This window comes from Gordonia sp. 852002-10350_SCH5691597 (assembly GCF_001665715.1).
GTDB lineage: Bacteria > Actinomycetota > Actinomycetes > Mycobacteriales > Mycobacteriaceae > Gordonia > Gordonia sputi.
On sequence record NZ_LZMO01000188.1, the window covers coordinates 76,451 to 94,050 of the forward strand.

General features: G+C 67.0%; 13 protein-coding genes. 2 read left to right on the forward strand and 11 right to left on the reverse strand.

Annotated features, from left to right (window positions below; all coding sequences use genetic code 11):
* Window positions 1-145: 145 nt before the first annotated feature.
* On the forward strand, window positions 146-1,054 hold the full coding sequence (locus A5777_RS13745; protein ID WP_064863068.1) for a LysR family transcriptional regulator: 909 nt from the start codon (window positions 146-148) through the stop codon (window positions 1,052-1,054).
* Here the strand turns inward: A5777_RS13745 and ligA are convergent.
* A complete protein-coding gene (ligA, locus tag A5777_RS13750) occupies window positions 1,026-3,155 on the reverse strand; it encodes an NAD-dependent DNA ligase LigA (RefSeq protein WP_064863069.1) in 2,130 nt (709 codons plus the stop codon). The genes A5777_RS13745 and ligA overlap by 29 nt on opposite strands.
* Before the next feature lie 66 nt (window positions 3,156-3,221).
* On the opposite strand from ligA, the gene A5777_RS13755 reads away from it, so the two are divergent.
* Window positions 3,222-3,605, forward strand: coding sequence for an MmcQ/YjbR family DNA-binding protein (locus tag A5777_RS13755; protein ID WP_064863070.1), 384 nt, complete (start codon window positions 3,222-3,224; stop codon window positions 3,603-3,605).
* Between the two features lie 150 nt (window positions 3,606-3,755).
* Here the strand turns inward: A5777_RS13755 and A5777_RS13760 are convergent, their stop codons facing one another.
* From A5777_RS13760 to A5777_RS13805, 10 genes are all read right to left on the reverse strand, one after another.
* Complete coding sequence (locus A5777_RS13760) at window positions 3,756-4,790, reverse strand: vitamin-B12 independent methionine synthase (protein WP_064863071.1); 1,035 nt, start codon at window positions 4,788-4,790, stop codon at window positions 3,756-3,758.
* Between the two features lie 11 nt (window positions 4,791-4,801).
* Complete coding sequence (gene mnmA / locus A5777_RS13765) at window positions 4,802-5,947, reverse strand: tRNA 2-thiouridine(34) synthase MnmA (protein ID WP_064863072.1); 1,146 nt, start codon at window positions 5,945-5,947, stop codon at window positions 4,802-4,804.
* Window positions 5,947-7,149 (reverse strand): cysteine desulfurase family protein, encoded by a 1,203-nt coding sequence (locus A5777_RS13770; protein ID WP_064863105.1) that lies wholly within the window; start codon window positions 7,147-7,149, stop codon window positions 5,947-5,949. Before A5777_RS13770 ends, mnmA begins: the two co-directional genes overlap by 1 nt.
* An 81-nt stretch (window positions 7,150-7,230) precedes the next feature.
* Entirely contained in the window at window positions 7,231-8,607 is a 1,377-nt protein-coding gene (locus A5777_RS13775; protein ID WP_064863073.1) for an FAD-binding oxidoreductase, read from the reverse strand.
* A gap of 146 nt (window positions 8,608-8,753) precedes the next feature.
* Window positions 8,754-12,326 carry a BTAD domain-containing putative transcriptional regulator gene (locus tag A5777_RS13780; protein ID WP_064863074.1) on the reverse strand — a complete coding sequence of 1,191 codons (3,573 nt, stop codon included), beginning with the start codon at window positions 12,324-12,326 and terminating at the stop codon, window positions 8,754-8,756.
* An 8-nt stretch (window positions 12,327-12,334) separates the two neighbouring features.
* Window positions 12,335-13,795 carry an MFS transporter gene (locus tag A5777_RS13785; RefSeq protein ID WP_064863106.1) on the reverse strand — a complete coding sequence of 487 codons (1,461 nt, stop codon included), beginning with the start codon at window positions 13,793-13,795 and terminating at the stop codon, window positions 12,335-12,337.
* Between the two features lie 267 nt (window positions 13,796-14,062).
* On the reverse strand, window positions 14,063-14,566 hold the full coding sequence (locus A5777_RS13790; RefSeq protein WP_064863075.1) for a DUF4334 domain-containing protein: 504 nt from the start codon (window positions 14,564-14,566) through the stop codon (window positions 14,063-14,065).
* Window positions 14,567-14,681: 115 nt separating this feature from the next.
* A complete protein-coding gene (locus A5777_RS13795) occupies window positions 14,682-15,620 on the reverse strand; it encodes a lysophospholipid acyltransferase family protein (protein WP_064863107.1) in 939 nt (312 codons plus the stop codon).
* A 7-nt stretch (window positions 15,621-15,627) separates the two neighbouring features.
* Window positions 15,628-16,530, reverse strand: a complete 903-nt coding sequence (locus A5777_RS13800; RefSeq protein ID WP_064863076.1) for a GNAT family N-acetyltransferase — start codon at window positions 16,528-16,530, stop codon at window positions 15,628-15,630.
* Between the two features lie 112 nt (window positions 16,531-16,642).
* Window positions 16,643-17,596, reverse strand: coding sequence for an electron transfer flavoprotein subunit alpha/FixB family protein (locus tag A5777_RS13805; RefSeq protein WP_064863077.1), 954 nt, complete (start codon window positions 17,594-17,596; stop codon window positions 16,643-16,645).
* Between the last annotated feature and the right edge of the window lie 4 nt (window positions 17,597-17,600).

The window sequence follows — 17,600 nt, forward strand, 5'->3', positions numbered from 1 at the left end:
CGTTCTTTTCGTATCCTGTCTGCGTCTGTCGCCGGGCCGACCACGTCGCGCACGGTCGGTCCCGGACGAACACCATCGACGTTAGGAACATAAATAATCAAATTCAATCGAAACCAAATGGACCTTCCTCAAGTAGGATTTGTGCATGAGGGAAGCCGGAGACTCGCCAGCACTCGACACCCGACGCCTCGAGCAGTTCGTCGCTGTGGCCCAGGCAGGCACACTCTCCGCCGCCGCGGAGCAGATGTTCCTCACACAACAGGCGCTCTCGACTGCGCTTCGACAGCTCGAACGCGAGGTCGGTGTGCCGCTCTTCGACCGCTCCGGCCGCAGATTGGTACTGACGAGCGCCGGCGAAGCCCTGCTGGAGGGCGCCCTACCTCTCCTCGCGGGCGCGCGCGAGTTGGCACGGTCGGTTCAACGCCGTGCCGCGGGCACGGCCGAGGCGTTCGTCATCGGACACTCACCCGCACTGTCGAACGACGAAGCGTTCTCGCTCGTCGAACCAGCGCTCCGGTTGCACCCCGAGGTCTCGGTGACCTTCGCCCAGACGTTTCCCCGACACTTCAGGGACGGCCTTCTCGCCGGCGAACTCGACCTCGTGCTGCGACGTGGCGTGGAGCCGCCACCACAACTGACGTCGTCGATCGTCACCTATCACCCGTTGCGGTTGGCCATACCCGCCCACCATCGCCTCGCCGACCACGACCCGATTCGGGTTCGCGACCTCGCGAATGTACCGATCATCGTCTGGGCGCCGGAACGACGCTCGTTCTACACCGACTTCCTCGTCGCCCACCTACGACGCGGCGGCGTCGAGCCGCGCCTGCGCGTGTGTCGTATCCAAGGGGCGCCACCGGCGACCGCCGTCCTCGTCGACAACGACGCCGTCGCTTTCGTCACCGACCCGCCGGGAACGACGCACGGGGGCCGCATCGTCGTGCGGGACTTCGACAGTCCGCCGCTGACCCCGGTACAGGCTCTGTGGTTGCCCCACACGGTATCCGAGTTCCGCGACGCCGTGCTCAGCTCGATTCCTCAGCACTCGGGGTAGACGATTCGACAGCACGCGCAGGGGGCTCCCCCGTCTCCAGGAGATGTGTGAACTCGTCCTCGTCGAGCACCGGCACACCGAGTTGCTCAGCCTTCGCCGCCTTGCTTCCCGGCGAGTCCCCGACGACGACGTAGTCGGTCTTCTTCGATACCGACCCCGACGCCTTGCCTCCACGCGCCAAGATGGCCTCCTTGGCGCCGTCGCGGGAGAAGTCCTGAAGCGAACCGGTCACCACGACGGTCTTGCCCTCGAGTGTGCGCACGATGGACTCGTCGCGCTCGTCTTCCATGGAAACCCCTGCGGCACGCCACTTCTCGACGATCTCGCGGTGCCAGTCGACGGCGAACCAGTCGTGAATGCTCTGCGCGAGGGTTCCGCCGAGTCCCTCGACGTCGGCGAGTTGCTCGGGCGTCGCGTCTTCGATCGCCTGTAGCGAGCCGAATGCGGTTGCGAGAGAACGCGCCGCAGTGGGGCCGACGTGACGGATCGACAGCGCGACGAGCACCCGCCAGAGCGGAACATCCTTGGCGCGTTGCAGATTGACGAGCAGCCGCTTGCCGTTAGCCGAGAGCTTGCCGTCCTTGGTGGTGAACAGGTCGACCTTGGCGAGATCATCGGCGGTCAGTGAGAAAAGGTCGCCCTCGTTGACGATGACCCCCGAGCTCAACAGTGCGGTCGCTGCCTCGTACCCGAGCGCCTCGATGTCGAACGCGCCGCGGCCCGCGAGGTGGAACAGCCGCTCGCGCAGCTGCGCGGGACAGGATTTCGCGTTGGGACAACGGATGTCGGCGTCGCTGTCTTTTTCGGGCCGCAGCGTGGAACCGCACTCCGGACAGCGCTCCGGCATCACGAATGCGCGCTCGCTACCGTCGCGCAGCTCGACGACCGGACCGAGCACCTCGGGGATCACGTCGCCCGCCTTGCGGATGGTGACCGTGTCGCCGATCAACACACCCTTCCGGCGGACCTCCGACTCGTTGTGCAACGTGGCACGCGAAACCGTCGAGCCTGCGACAAGCACCGGTTCCATGAAAGCGAACGGCGTGACGCGACCCGTTCGGCCGACACCGACCTTGATGTCGAGCAACTTGGTGGTGGCCTCCTCGGGCGGGTACTTGTACGCGATCGCCCAGCGGGGTGCGCGCGAGGTGGAGCCGAGCCGACGTTGCTTCGCGAAGTCGTCGACCTTGACGACGATGCCGTCGATCTCGTGCTCGACGTCGTGTCGGTGCTCGCCCCAGTAGGCGATACGGTCGAGGATCGCGTCGGCTCCCGACACCTTGGTCGTGTGAGTCGACACCGGCAGCCCCCACGCCCCGATGGCGAGGTAGGCGTCGTGCAGGGACTTCGGTTTCCAGCCCTCGGTGTGGCCGAGCCCGTGACAGATCATCCTGAGCCGACGTCTGGCTGTGATCTGTGGGTTCTTCTGCCGCAGCGACCCCGCCGCGGAGTTGCGAGGGTTGGCGAAGGGGGCTTTGCCGTCGTCGACGAGCGATGCGTTGAGCGCCTCGAAATCCTCGACGCGGAAGAACACCTCACCGCGGACCTCGAGAATGTGCGGGATCGGGTACTCGTCGGTTGCGGTCAGCCGCGCCGGGACGTCTTCGATGGTGCGGGCGTTGAGCGTGACGTCCTCGCCGGTGCGTCCATCGCCGCGGGTGACGGCGTGGTCGAGTACGCCGTCGATGTAGACCAGCGCGAGCGCGACGCCGTCGATCTTGAGTTCGCAGAGGTACTCGGTGCCGACACCGACCTCCTCTTCGACCCGCGAGACCCACGTGCGCATCTCGTCGCCGTCGAAGACGTTGTCGAGTGACAGCATCCGTTCGAGGTGGTCGACCGGGGTGAACGCCGTGGAGAATCCCCCACCGACCAGCTTGGTCGGTGAATCGGGCGTTGCGAGCTCGGGATGCGTGTCCTCGAGTTCCTGCAGTCGACGCAGGAGATGGTCGAACTCGCCGTCGGAGATGATCGGCGCATCCTTGACGTAATAGCGGAACTGGTGGTCGCGTATCTCTTCAGCGAGCTTCGACCATTGCTCACGCAGGTCCGCGCTGGGATCCCTCGTCGTGTGATCCGTGGTTCCGACGTCTTGTGCCACCCTCAAAGACTATCGAAGGGCACCGACACGCCCTCCCGCTCGGCTACCGCCCCTTATCGTCGACCTATGCCGCACCCAATCGCGTTCGACGATGCCGATCCGCTGCTCGGCCGAGTACGCACCATCGCACTCGCGCTACCCGACGCCACCGAGGTCGTCGCACACGGCCGACCGACGTTTCGCTGCGGGAAGATGTTCGGCACGTACGGCGGCAGCGTCAAGGGCGGCGAGCGTCACGACCAGTCGGTGCTGTTCATCCCCGACGACGCCGAACGCGCCGCCCTCGTCGACGATCCGCGGTTCTTCCTACCCGCGTACGTCGGCGTGTACGGCTGGCTCGGACTACTTCTCGACAAGAAGACCGACTGGGACGAGGTCGCCGAGCTTCTCGACGCGAGCTACCGCCACGTGGCCCCGAAGAAGTCGTTGGCCAAGCTTCCGCCGCTCTGAGGCGTCGACGGCTCTGCCGGACTGAGCGACCGACCCGCCGAGACGCATGCATGTGTGTCGAATCCGAGGATGTGTGTGCTGCAGCACCCACATCTTTCGAACCGACACACAATTAAGAGTTCCTGGCCGACGCCAGCCTTCACGCAGCCGTCACAGCGCCTGCGGGTCCTCCGAAAGCAGCTCACCGGCGCGTGCGCAGATGCCCAGGGCTGCGCGCGCCCACGCAGGCGAGGCCCCGGCCAGACCGCACGTCGGAGTCGCGATCACGTTGTCGGACAGCACTTTTCGATCCAATCCGATGCGATCGGTGATCGCGGCCAACCCGCTGGCGACCGTTTCGGCTCGGGCGCGTGGGTCAGCCCGCTGTGCCGACACCACGCCCGAGACGAGGACATCCCCACGTTCGATCAAGGCTCCGATTCCGTCGAGGGTCTCGGTGTCGAGCACGTCGGGCCCCGAGGAGATCGCGGAGTCGAGAATCACCGAATGTCCGACGCCGCGCAATCGTCCGATCACATCCCAGCGTGGCGCACCGCAGTTGTGCACGATCGCCGGTCTACCCACCTGTTCGACGATGCCCGCGAGCGCGTCCACGACCTCGGGAAGCGGGATCGCGCGGATCGGATCGAGGCGGGTCAGCGGAGTCACCGTGCCGTCGAGGACGGCGCCGATCAGAGGTTCGTCGAGTTGCACCGTCACCTGCGCGCCCAGGCGTCGGGCAACCTCCGCAGCGTGCTCACGCAGCCCCTCGGCCGTCGATTCGACGACGTCATGCCACGCGCCCACGTCGCGGAGCACCTTGTGTCCGTTGGGCAGCTCGACCGAGGCGGAGAAGGTGAACGGCCCGCACACCGCCACCTTTACATTCCGCCCGGTACCGATGAATCCCGCTGTGTCCCACAGTTCTTCGAGTGCGTCGAGGTCGAATCTCAGATAGTCCGACGCCGCTCGGGTGACGGCCGAGGGTCGTGCCGCGAGACGATAGCCCCACGGTCCGGCATCGATCGGCATGTCGACGAGCAGGGTGCCCATCCGGCCGACCATATCGGCTCCGATCCCGCGCGCGGGCAACTCGGCGAGGTAGGTGAAGTCGAGTTCGCCGCCCACGATCGCCGCGGCCTCTGTCGGATCGGTGCCCGGCATGGAGCCGACACCCGTACCGACACCCGTCGGCAGCGACGTCATCACATCACCGGTCAGTGCCCACTCGACGACGCACCCGCGACGGCCGCGTCGCTGCGACGCATGTGCGAGGTGCCCGCGATACGACCCGAGCCGACGACGAGATCGCCTCGCTCGGCGTCGGGCAGGTACAGCACGGCCGCCTGGCCACGTGCGACGCCGGTCAGCGGCTCGCGCAACTCGATGTCGATTCCGGGGCGTCCGTCGTCGCCGGTGACCGGCGTCGCGACCGCCTGCGCGAGCCCGCCGTGCGCGCGCACCTGCACGATGCACTCGATCGGGCCGCTCGGAACCTGTCCGGACGTCCACACGGCCTTGGTGGCGCTGATCGACCAGACCTGCAGGTTCTCTGCGGCCCCGACGGTCACGGTGCCCGATTCGGGGTCGATGTCGGTGACGTAGCGCGGACGCCCGTCGGCGGCGGGCGCCTCGATCCCGAGTCCCTTGCGCTGGCCGATGGTGAAGCCGTGTACGCCCTCGTGGTCGGCGAGGCGTTCGCCCGAGTCGGCGTCGACGACGGCACCGGGACGCACACCGATACGTGCACCGAGGAACGCTCGGGTGTCGCCGGTCGGGATGAAGCAGATGTCGTGTGAGTCCGGCTTCGACGCGACCGACAGGCCGCGTCGGGCCGCCTCGTCGCGGATCTGCGGCTTGGAGGTGTCGCCGACCGGGAACATGGCCCGCGACAACTGCTGCTGGGTCAGAACCGCCAGCACGTACGACTGGTCTTTGTCATCGTCGACGGCACGACGCAGCTCACCGTCGGCGAGTCGTGCGTAGTGGCCGGTCGCGAGGGCGTCGAAACCGAGCGCGACCGCCTTCTCGGCGAGTGCGGAGAACTTGATCTTCTCGTTGCATGTCAGGCACGGATTGGGTGTTTGCCCGGCGGCGTAGGCCTCGACGAATTCGTCGATCACGTCGTCTTTGAACTTCTCCGCGAAGTCCCAGACGTAGAACGGGATGCCGAGGACGTCCGCGGCGCGTCGCGCATCGTCGGCGTCTTCGCGCGAACAACATCCGCGCGAGCCGGTGCGCAGCGCTCCGGGTGCAGTCGACAACGCGAGATGCACGCCGACCACCTCGTGACCCGCGTCGACCGCACGTGCCGCCGCAACGGCCGAATCGACTCCTCCGCTCATGGCTGCCAGTACGCGCATCAGTTCCCCTTCCCCGCGGGAGTGGAGACCAAACCGGCGACGCGGGCGCGGTCGACGACCTCGCCGATGATCTCGGCGACCGACTCGATGTCGGCGTCGGTGGTGCGATGAGAGAGCGAGAAGCGCAGCGACCCGCGCGCGTCGGCCATGCTGACCCCCATCGCCAGCAACACGTGGCTGGCTTGGGCGACGCCTGCGGTACACGCCGAACCCGTCGAGCACTCGACACCGTTGGCGTCGAGCAGCATCAGCAGCGAATCCCCTTCGCAGCCCGCGAACGACACGTGCACGTTGCCGGGCAGTCGGCGATCGTCGCGAGGCCCGTTGGCGGTCGCTCCGTCGATCGAGAGCAGCACGTCGAACAGGCGATCCCGCATCGCTGCCACCTGCGGCAGCGTCTCGTCGAGTGTGTCGACCGACCGTCGCAGCGCGGCAGCCAATCCGACGATCCCCGGTACGTCCTGGGTGCCCGATCGCAGATCCCGCTCGTGACCGCCGCCGTGGAGCAACGGAACACACTCGACGTCGCGGCCGAGAAGCAGCGCGCCGCATCCGTACGGTCCACCGAACTTGTGCCCGGCAATACTCATCGCCGAGAGCCTGCTGCCCGCGAAGTCGACGGGGATGTGACCGGCGGCCTGCACGGCGTCGGAATGGACGGGAACGCCGAACTCGATACCCAGCGCCGCGATCTCGCTCACCGGCTGGATCGTCCCGACTTCGTTGTTGGCCCACATCACCGAGATCAGTGCCGTCTGCGCTGCGTGCTGCTCGAGTTCGGCACGCACGTGCGCGACCGACACCGCACCGTCGGCGTCGACCGGGATCACGACGAGTTCGGCGTCGTCGTTGTCGGCCAACCACTGCGCGGCGTCGAGCACGGCGTGATGCTCGACGGCGGACACCATGAGTCGACGACGCTGCGCGTCTCCACGCCTGCGTGCCCAGTAGATGCCCTTGATCGCCAGGTTGTCGGCCTCGGTGCCGCCGCTGGTGAAGATCACTTCCGACGGCCGCGCGCCGAGTGCCGACGCAACGGTCTCGCGGGCTTCCTCGAGGTGACGCCGGGCACGACGACCCGAACCGTGCAGCGACGACGCGTTACCCGGCTGCAGGTAGCAGGCGGTCATCGCCTCGAGTGCCTCCGGCAGCAGAGCTGTCGTCGCGGCATTGTCGAGGTAGACCGGGGCGCGGGATGACATGGACATACGCACCCCAGGATAAACGCGCGAACACCCGGGACCAATTCCGTCGTGCGGAGTCGGGTTACACCGGACCGGGTATCAGCGGACCACTTGGCCCACAGCGAGCACGCCACCGGGGTCGTGCTGCAGCGCCAGCGCCGCCAGCCAGGCCGCCGTCTCCTCGTCGTAGCAGGACCGGATACGCTCGGGGTCGGCGCTGGCGGTGAAGTTGGGAAGTCGTCCTCCGGTCGCCCACGCCGACATGTCGCCGATCAGCCGGTCGGCGTGCCCGGGCACGGTGTCGGCGATCGGTGGCACCAGGACCCCGACGACGTGCAGATTGAGCGCGGCGTCGCGGTGGCAGACCGCACTGTCGGGTCCGCGTTGCTCGGCGAACGCCCCTCCGAGCAGCCTCAGTTCCACCAGCAGTAGCGGCGAAGCGACCTCGGGTCCTGCGTGGTCGAGGAGCGTGCGCACCGCGTCGTCAGGCAACCCCGACAGCAGCATGCCGTTCTCGTACGCAGGCATCGGGTCGGTGGGGTCGGCATGGATCATGCCGACGGCGGCGTAGGGCATCGTGCCCACCGCGTCGAGAATCGGGGTCGCCACCGCGCGCATCGGCGCGAAGGTCGACGCCGCGGTCTCGGCGTCGGCGACGCTGGCGTAGCGCACGGCGACGGTGACCTTGCCCGCGAGCATCGGCGGAACCCCCGGCATGTCGGGCAGCCGCAACAGCGCGATCGACGTCGACGCCTCGCGAGGAAGATCCTGTGTCCACCGTTGCCATGCCGTGAGTACCGACGGCACGTCAGCGCCGTCGAAATAGACTGCGCCGCCATAGAATTCCGCGATCGGCAGCAAGTCGATCTCCAACTCGGTGACGATGCCGAGCGTGGCCTTCCCGCCGCGGCAACCCCAGAACAGATCGGGATCTGCATCGGCGCTGACCCGCCGGACAAGCCCGTCACCGGTGACCATCTCGATGGCGCGGACATAATCCGACGACACCCCGACCGACCGGACGAGCGGCCCGATACCACCGCCGGACAAAAATCCCGCTACGCCAACGTCAGGCGCCGATCCGCACAGCGGCGCGAGTCCGAATTGCGCTGCCGTCTCGATGACCCGCTGCCAGCGGACGCCTGCACCGACCCGTGCTGTCCGCGTTGCTGGATCGATCTCACACGTGTCGAGCGCACCGGTCCGGACCAACAACGACCGTCCGTCGGTCGGCGTCGCGCCGTGTCCGGTGGCATGGACGGCAACCGTCATGTCGTTTGCTGCAGCGAACGCGACTGCCGCGGCGACATCGTCGCTGCCTGCCGCGTCGACGACCGCCCACGGGCGCCGCGACACCGAGGCGTTGAAGCTCACGGTCGCGTAGCCCTCCTCGGTCGGACGGAAGACATTTCCGCGAATCCTGGCGCGCAAACCCGCGATGTCGGCTTGGTCGATCCCGGTCGGTGTCTGTGTCATGACGATGCTCCTCGAATGTGCACGTGGCGACCGGCTGGTCCGGCCGCACTCACACGATGTCGGCACACCCTTGGGATGATCTTGCGGTCTTCTTGGAGTGCACGCCAGCCGATGTCCGTCGTTCCGCGCACATCAATTCGTGCAGGTCAGACAGTGCGCGAAGCGGTCGCCGCCGAAGCGAGTGCGCTCATGCCCGCAGCAGCAGCAAGCGCGGAGATATCGGCAAGCTCACGGTCACGCCGCGCTCCTGCCGGGGCGCGGGATGCCGCGGCCATCCGACACCGCAGGACCCCTGGCGTACTGGCCTGGGTCTCGGACAATTCTCGTGCGCGGTCGAGCGCCTCGATGGCGGCGTCGTCGTCACCGATCAAGAAGTACAGCTCCGCGAGCGCCAGATCGACCGGGCCGATGCATCCGACCTGCCCGACGGTGGCGATGCACCGCGTGAATCGACTGAGATAGTCGATGAAGAGCTCAGCGCGATCGGTCAACTCGAGTTCGACAACAACGCCGGCAAGGATGACCGCCTGCGCGAGCGACGTCCACATCATCGGTTCCCGCTCACCCAACCAGGCGTCGATCATGTCGATCGCGAGGTCGGCGTCTCCGTGCACACCCGCAACGGTGGCGACACCCGAGGCCAGAAGTGTCGCAACGGAACTACCCGAGGCACCGGACATCACCGAGCGCACCCACTGGAGCCGGTCGTTTCCATCGATTCCCAGGACGTCGTCGACGATCTGCTCGAACATCCCCTCCTGCGTTGCCATCGCCATCATCGCAAGCGCTCCACTTCCGGCGACGTAGAGTTGCGTCTGCTGGTGGACCGCATAGGCGGTCTCGAAATGCTTACGCGCACGGTCGAATTGACCGTGCCAGACCGCGACGGCGGCCTCCATCCACCGCAGTTGTGCGCGCAGTATCGGTAGACGCATCCGTTCGCTGCCGACGATCCCGCGCCGTAGGTGCCGTTCGGTGGCGTCGAGGTCGCCGAGTGTCATCGTCGCCATCGACAGCACCGAGTCGACGATCACCTCGTCGAGCGCCGAGAACGTATGCGGCAGCTCACGAATGGCGATACCGAGTGCGACCGACTCCTGCGCCCGTTCTGCGACGCCGGAATATGTCAGCAAGCGCGCGACCATGACGTCGGCGAGCACGTCGGAATCACCGAGCTCGTGCGCGAGCGCCTCCGCGCGGGCGAGAAGTGTCGCCGGGATCGCGGCGTCACGGTTGTAGCAGGTGCCGATGGCCAACGCGCCCAATACCCGTGCGCTGCTCGCCGCGTCGCCGTCGGTGAACTCGCCTGCGGTCGCCAATAGGTCCTGGAGCGGGCCGGTCTCGGTTCCCGGCGCAACCCACGGCCATCCCCCGCCGGACCTGATCAGCGTGGCGGCCAGCCGTCCAGCCGTTTGCGGACTACCCGAACGCATCGCATCGCTCAGTCGTTGCGCCACCATCTCGAGCACCGTCGCGACGTTTCCGGCACGCAGATGCGCGTCGAGGAGGTCGACGAGCAGAGCATCGCGCATGGCGACGTCGGCGGCAGCGCTCTCGGAGGACTCATAGGTGCGCAGTGCGGCATCGAGCCAGTAGGCGGCGCTGACCGAATCCCATCGTGACGTCGCGTCGGCGGCGACCCGACGACACGCCTCCACCACGTCGACCACCTCGGCCAATGGCAGGGCTTGCAGGAGGTGACCTGCCCGCCGCGCCGACGACGCCGAATCCGTCGCCGACGCAAGCACTTCGGCCGTGCGCAGGTGAATTCTGCAGCGTCGCAACGTTTTGATGCCCGCCATCGCCTCCCCGCGCAGCAGCGCGTGCGCGAACACGGTGCGTCCGTGGCCCACGCCGGTCACCACGATCCGCTCGTCGACCGCATCGTCGATGCAGTCGGCGACCTCGTCGACATCACGGTCCATCACGTGCGCGAGGAGCGGGACGTCTATGTCGTCGCCGATGACCGCGGCATAGCCGACCACCTCACGCGTCGCGGGGTCGAGCGAGGCGAGCCGTCGATCGAGTACCGAACGAACGGCGGCCGGAACGACTTCTCCGCGTTGCGAATCCGGGAGCCGCGCATACTCCGCGACGAAGAGCGGGTTACCGCCGGTACGGGCGACGAGTTCGTCGAGCTCGCCCGGCGAGAGCTCGACGTCGGATATCTCCCGCACCAATGCGGTGACCTCGTGACGCGTCAATGCGGGAACGTCGACGACACGACCCCCTGCCCGCACCATCGCCGAGCGCAGGCGAGCGATCGCAGGCCCACCCTCCTCGTCGCGCACCGTGACGAGGACCCGTACCGGCACCCGTTGCAGCGCCGTGGTCAGGTAGATCAGCAGGTCGATCGACATGGGATCGGCCCACTGCGCGTCGTCGACGATGACGGTGACCGGTCGCGCCGCAGCGCGTGACTCGAGGAGGCCCTGCACCCGTTCGTAGACGGCGAACCGCGCGGCGTCGGCGTCGACTCCCGGTGGAACCGATAACACGGAGTCGGCGTCGGCATTCAGTTCGCGGCAGAGTTGACGCATTGGCCACCATGCCGGAATGCCTTGTGAGTCAGGACATCTCACCCACACGACGACGTCGCCGTTGGCCGACGCCATCCGAGCTGCCTCCTCGGCGAGCCTGGTCTTGCCGATCCCTGCCGCACCCGACAGGGCCAGCCACCGCGTGACCGGACCCCGATCGTCGACGAAGAGCTCTGCCAGCGTGCGCCGCTGCGCATCACGCCCGACAAGTGCGCCGTCCGGGCCGGCTGCCGGACCGCTTCGGGCAGTGACGACCTCCGGCGCGACGTATGCGCCTTGGACGCCGGCATGCGCAGTATCGGCACTTTCCGCACGAGGACTTTCCGCGCGAGGACCTTCCGCATGAGGATTGTCGGCGTCCGGCCCGCCGGCCGGTGACGGCGCCGGGCCGGCCCCCGACCAGCGGGGTGCTCGCGGCCAGGCTGCGATTTCGGGATCGTGGCGCAGAATCGCGCCCTGCAACTCGCGCAGTTCGTTGCTCGGGTCGAGGCCGAGTTCGTCGTCGAGTCGTCGAACATGCTCTGTGTACACGGCGAGCGCATCAGCGCCGCGGCCCGCACGGTAGAGCGCCATCATGTGCAGCCAGGCAGCACGATCGCGGAGCGGATCGAGCGTGCGCAACGTCGACGTCTCGGTGAGCGCCTGACCGGTGTCGCCGTGCGCGAGCAGCGTCGTGATGTACGCCTCCGTGACGGACAGTCGCGTCTCGGACGCCGCAACGGAATCGGGGCCAACCCACTTCTCGTCCGCCATGTCTGCCAACAAGGGTCCACGCCACAACCTGCGTGCTTGTTCGCAGAGTTGCAGTGCATGATGCCAACGGGCGGCGTCGACCTCGTCGCGAATCCTGCGCGCGAGCGCAAGGTACTCGACAAGGTCGACGGAGTCGTCGGCGATGGTCAGTCGATATCCGGGATTGACCCGCTCGATGGGCGACGGCCCACCGGACTCGCCGCGTAGCGCGCGCCGCAGATTGGAGATGTAGGCCTGCAGGCTCGTCGTTGCGGCGGGCGGCGGGTGCGTACCCCAGACCGAGTCGATCAGCCGATCGACCGACACCACCGCGCCACGCGCAAGGATCAACGAGCCCAGGACGATTCGCTGCTTGGGCGATCCCAGATCGACTGTCTCGCCCGCGCGACGCACCTCGAGGGGACCGAGGATCAGATACTCCCGCATCTCTCCCCTCACACCTGTGGACCGGAATGTCGGAAAAACGGCGATTCCGAGTGTACGACCGGCATCGCGACGATGTGGGCTGTCCGCGTCGGAGCGACCGGCCCGACAGCATCGACGCTCGCGCGTGCCGACCTCATTGCCATGATCACCACGAGCGCACCGAGCACTGCGATCGCGGCGCTGATCCACAACGCACGGCCAAGCGCGTCGACGTAGTCGCCGGGCTGTCCGCCATGCAAGACGGAGACGGCAGGAAACACCGCACCCAGTGCTGCCACGCCGAGCGCGATTCCCGACTGACGGAAGACATCGTTGACACCGGCGGCAAGACCCGCGTCGTCGTGCGCGGCCTCGGCCAACACAACACCGCTCATCACGGGGTTGAACACACCCGCACCGACGCAGGCGACGAGGAAGCCGGGCACCATGATCCAGCCACTGCTGTGCTCGCCTGCGCACGTCATCCAGACCAGTCCCGCCGCCACCGCGAACTGGGCAGTCGATAGCAGCACCCAGGGCGCGACGCGTCCGACGACGCGATCGGTGAGACCCGCGACGACGAGCATGACGATCGTCCCCGGCAGATACACGAGGCCCGCGGCGATCGCCGACATCCCGAGCACGCCCTGCAGATAGATGGTCACGTACACGAACACGGCGAACATCGACGCACTGATCGCGAACGTTGCGACCTGAGCTCCCGCAAAGGCAGGGTTGGTGAACATGCGCAGCGGCAGCATAGGTTGCGCGACAACGGATTCGACAACGAGGAATGTGACGAACGCGATCCCGGCGACGCCGAATGCGCTCAGCGTTACCGCATCCACCCACCCGCGCGAGTTGGCCTCGACGAGTCCATAGGTCAATGCACCCAGCGCGAGAACGACATTCAGCTGACCCCACACGTCACCCCGTCGCGGCCTGCTGCTCGCCGACTCATCGATCCAGCGTGTCGCGTAGATCATGGCGATACCCAGCGGAATGTTGACGACGAAGATTGCGCGCCAGTCGATCCAGTCGGTGAGGACACCGCCGAGCAGCGGTCCGACAGCGAACGACGCCCCGATGGTCGCCCCGTAGGCCGCCAGTGCCTTGGCGCGTTCCTCTTTCCCGGGAAATGCGTTCGCCAGCAACGCGAGTGAGGAGGCGAACAGCAGCGCGGCGCCCATCCCCTGGCCGACGCGTGCGGCGTTCAAGGTGAGGATGTCACCCGCAGCCGCACAGACCGCGGACCCGATGGTGAACACCACGGCGCCGACGACGAAGACGCGACGTCGGCCGATGCGGTCAGCCCATGCGCCAGCACTGAGAACGATCGTCGCCAACGCGAGTGTGTATCCGTCGATCACCCATTTGAGCGAGGTCATCCCCGCGTCGAATTCGCGTGCCATCGCGGGTAGCGCTGTGTTGACCACTGCGATGTCGAGCATGAGCATCGCGGTTGCCACGCACACCACGGCGAGTGTCACGCGCTGAACCGGGGTCCATCTCTGCTTTCCGACGTCGTCCGGCCGGTGCGCTGCCGGCGTTGGGTGCGCCGCGTGGGTGTGTGATGTGCGAATGTGTGGCGTGCGGGTGCGTCGGGTCTGCGCCATGGCTTCTGCCTTCGTGTCGATCCTTCAGGGACGACGACAGAGTGCGATGACACGCTTGGCGATCACTTGCCGACTTCTTGACGCGGACGGTTGCGACGCAGATGTAGGGGCCGATGAGGTGGGAGCGTCGACGCTCAGGACTCAGTCACGTTCGAGGTAGAAGTAGAAATGGCGGCCACCGATGAGTCCGCCGGTGCCGTTTATGATGCCCATCACCGTGGTGTCGTCGACGCGCTTGAAGTGGTCGATCACGGGCTGGCCGTCGTAGACCATCGACGCCGTGACCTCGCCGCGGAATTCGATGGCCCACAACGACGCCTCACCCTTGCCGACGCTGGTGTTGGAGTACAGCTCTCCCGTTTCGTTGCGGCACACCAGCGGCTGCACCTCGCTGAGCGAGATGAAATTCTTGCCGTACCAACCGATCTTGGTCAGCAGCCCGTTCATCGCATGCCCCGTGACGAACTCGCCACCGCGCCAACTCCCGAGCATGTCGGCAGGTCTGATGGTGTCGAGGTCGGCCCAGACCGCGTCGAGGTCGGCGTCGGCGACAGCGCCCCGACTGGCACGCAGCTCACCGAAGCGCGTCCGTGCGGCCTCGCGACGCGCGTCGTTCTCGGTGTCTGTCTGCGAACTCGCGGTCACGAAATCTCCCGACGGCCAGGCGCACCGTACGGATCGGCGCGGTTTTTCTCACCGTATCGGATCGAGCGATCAGGTGTGTCCGCGGTCACCGATGCGAATCAGCTGTTCCGATCGCCTACGGATGAGCGTGTGCAGGCACCCCACCGACAAGTTCGGCGCAGCGCTGGGCGAGTTCACGACGGTCCGTCCCGGGAAGTTGCGACTCATGCACTCGGATTCGCACCGCGAGGCCGCGGGTGCGCAGCACACGTCGAAGCGTGTCGGCAGGCGAATCTTCGCCGATGAAACCTGCTGCGGCCGTGACCATTCCGGAGACCTCGAACTCGACGTGCAGCGGAATGACGGGCACTCCTGCGTCGATCGCCGCCTGGAAGAACGCGGGCCGAAATTCACCGCGGGCACGTCCGCACCATGTGGTGCCCTCCGGAAACACCGCCACCGAGTTGTCGGCCTGCAGTTCTGCCACCGCCCGATCGACGGTCGCGGGCAGGGTACGCAGCGAGCCGCGGTCGATCGAGATGATTCCGAGTCGCCGAGCAAGCGTTGACACGACGGGCATCGACATCACGTCGCATTTGGCGACGAACCGAGCCGGGTTGACGACCGCGACGGCCAGGATGTCGAGATACGAGATGTGATTGGACACCACGAGTCCACGGGTGCTCGCCGCAAACGGCCGACGATCATCGATCACCACTCGCACGCCCAAGGACCACAACAGCGTTCGCGCACTCGTGCGGATGTATGCGCGACGAAGGAGGCGCGGCAGCACCGCGACAAGCGAACCCATGAGCAGGAAGACAATGGTCGACGCCGCCAGCAGGACCACGCGAGTCGCGACGACGAGCACGTTGGCCCTGGCGAACGGGTTGTCGGCGTGGCAGAGGTCGCCGCACGGGCTGGCCGGATACCACGCGTGACGGTGACTCTCGGTCCTGATGGTCGCGGACGACGAAGCATTGTGGGCGGGAGCAGGATGTGCGGTCGACACCACCGTCTGGGTCGGCAGTGATGCGGGGGACGTCGGAGGGCTGATGATCGCTGCGGCCGTCATACGGACCTCACTCTCGGGGAGATACTGCGAGTCGCGCGCCTGTCGCACGAAGTCTGTCGAGGTAGCGGGTGTTGGCGTGTTCGCGGTCGATGATCGTGACGAAGTCGCCGACGTCGAAGATCTCGTCGACCGCCGGTTCACCGCAGACCGTTGCGCCCAGACGTAGGTAGGCACGCAGGAGCGGCGGCAGGGTGAGCGTCGACGGCGGCTCGATCTCGTCGAGAATGCGACCGTCGATCAGTGGGGTGTGCAACGGGGTGGTTCGCCACGGCGCCCGGTGGCGGGTGAGTACGTGGTCGCGGACGCCGCGCAGCGTCGAACCTCGCTGTTCGTCACCGGGACCACCGAGCGGAACCGAGACGCAGCCCATCAAGTAGCGGTAGTCCGCATCGTCGAGGTATCGCAACACTGCGGCCCAGAGCAGCGCGGTGATGGCGCCGTGGCGATGGCCCGGCGCCACGCACGCGCGGCCCATCTCGACGACCGACCCGCCTATCCGGTTGATCTCGGTGAGGTCGAATTCGCTTGCCGAGTACCAACCGCCCGCGGCGATGGCTCGCGGAGGTGCGAGCAGTCGGGCGCAGCCCAGGACGCCGTACTCGTCGTCGATGGCGACGAGGTGCTCGGCGAACTCGTCGACGTGGTCGGCGTCGCGACGGGTTGTCGGGTCGCCGATGCGATCGGAGAAGCCGGGCTCTGCGGCGAAGACGTCGTAACGGAGTCGTTGGACAGCGTCGATCAGCTCCGCGGACTCGGTGAGAACGATCCGCAGCCTCCCGGCGTCGACGAGGGTGCGGCCGTGTACAACACCCAGGCTGTCCAGTACGTCTGTCATGCCCCAGATGAAAGCCAGTCGCAACGACCGGCCTGCTACGTGCGCGTGACGTGTCGGGGCGCGCTTGGTGAACAAAAAGCAGCGATCCCCGACCCAGGTGGGCCGGGGATCGCTGAGGGTGGTTTCGACAGGCTCAACCAGCGGCGGGCAGCTCAACCAGCAGACCCGCTGATCGAGCTTGTCGAGATCACTTGCGCTTCTTGACCTCTTCGGTCAGCTGCGGTGCGACGTTGAAGAGGTCGCCGACGATGCCGAAGTCGGAGATCTCGAAGATCGGCGCTTCCTCATCCTTGTTGACGGCGACGATCGTCTTCGAGGTCTGCATGCCTGCGCGGTGCTGGATCGCGCCCGAGATGCCCAGCGCGACGTACAGCTGCGGCGACACGGTCTTGCCGGTCTGACCGACCTGGAACTGGCCCGGGTAGTAGCCCGAGTCGACGGCGGCACGCGAGGCGCCGACAGCGGCACCGAGCGAATCGGCGAGCTCTTCGACGACGGAGAACTTCTCGGCACTTCCGACGCCACGACCACCGGAGACGACGATCGATGCCTCGGTGAGCTCCGGACGGTCGCCACCGACGTTCGGCTCGACCTTGGTGATCTTCACGCCACCCTCCTGCGCCGGGACCTCGACGTCGACGCGCTCGCCCGCAGCAGCCTGCGGTGCGGCCTCGACGCCACCGGGGCGCACGGAGAAGATGGGGGTATCGCCCTTGGCCTGCGCGTCAACGGTGAACGCACCACCGAAGATCGAGTGGACGCCGACAGCGCCTTCCTTGACGTCGACGACGTCGGCGAGCACGCCCGAGCCGAGACGCACGGCGAGACGGCCTGCGATCTCCTTGCCGTCGGCGTTCGCCGCGACGAGGATGCCCGCGGGCGTTGCCTGCTCAGCGACCGACGACAGGACGTCGACCTTGGGGCTGATCAGGTAGTTGGCTGCGTCGTCAGACTCGGCGACGTAGATCTTCTCGGCACCGGCGGCCTTGAGGTCGTCGATGATGCCGTCGGCGCCACCGGGTGCGCCGACCACGACGGCCGACGGCGTACCGAGTGCACGAGCGGCGGTGATCAGTTCGTTGGTCACCTTCTTGAGGGCGCCCTCGGCGTCCTGCTCGACCAGAACGAGTACTTCTGCCATTGTT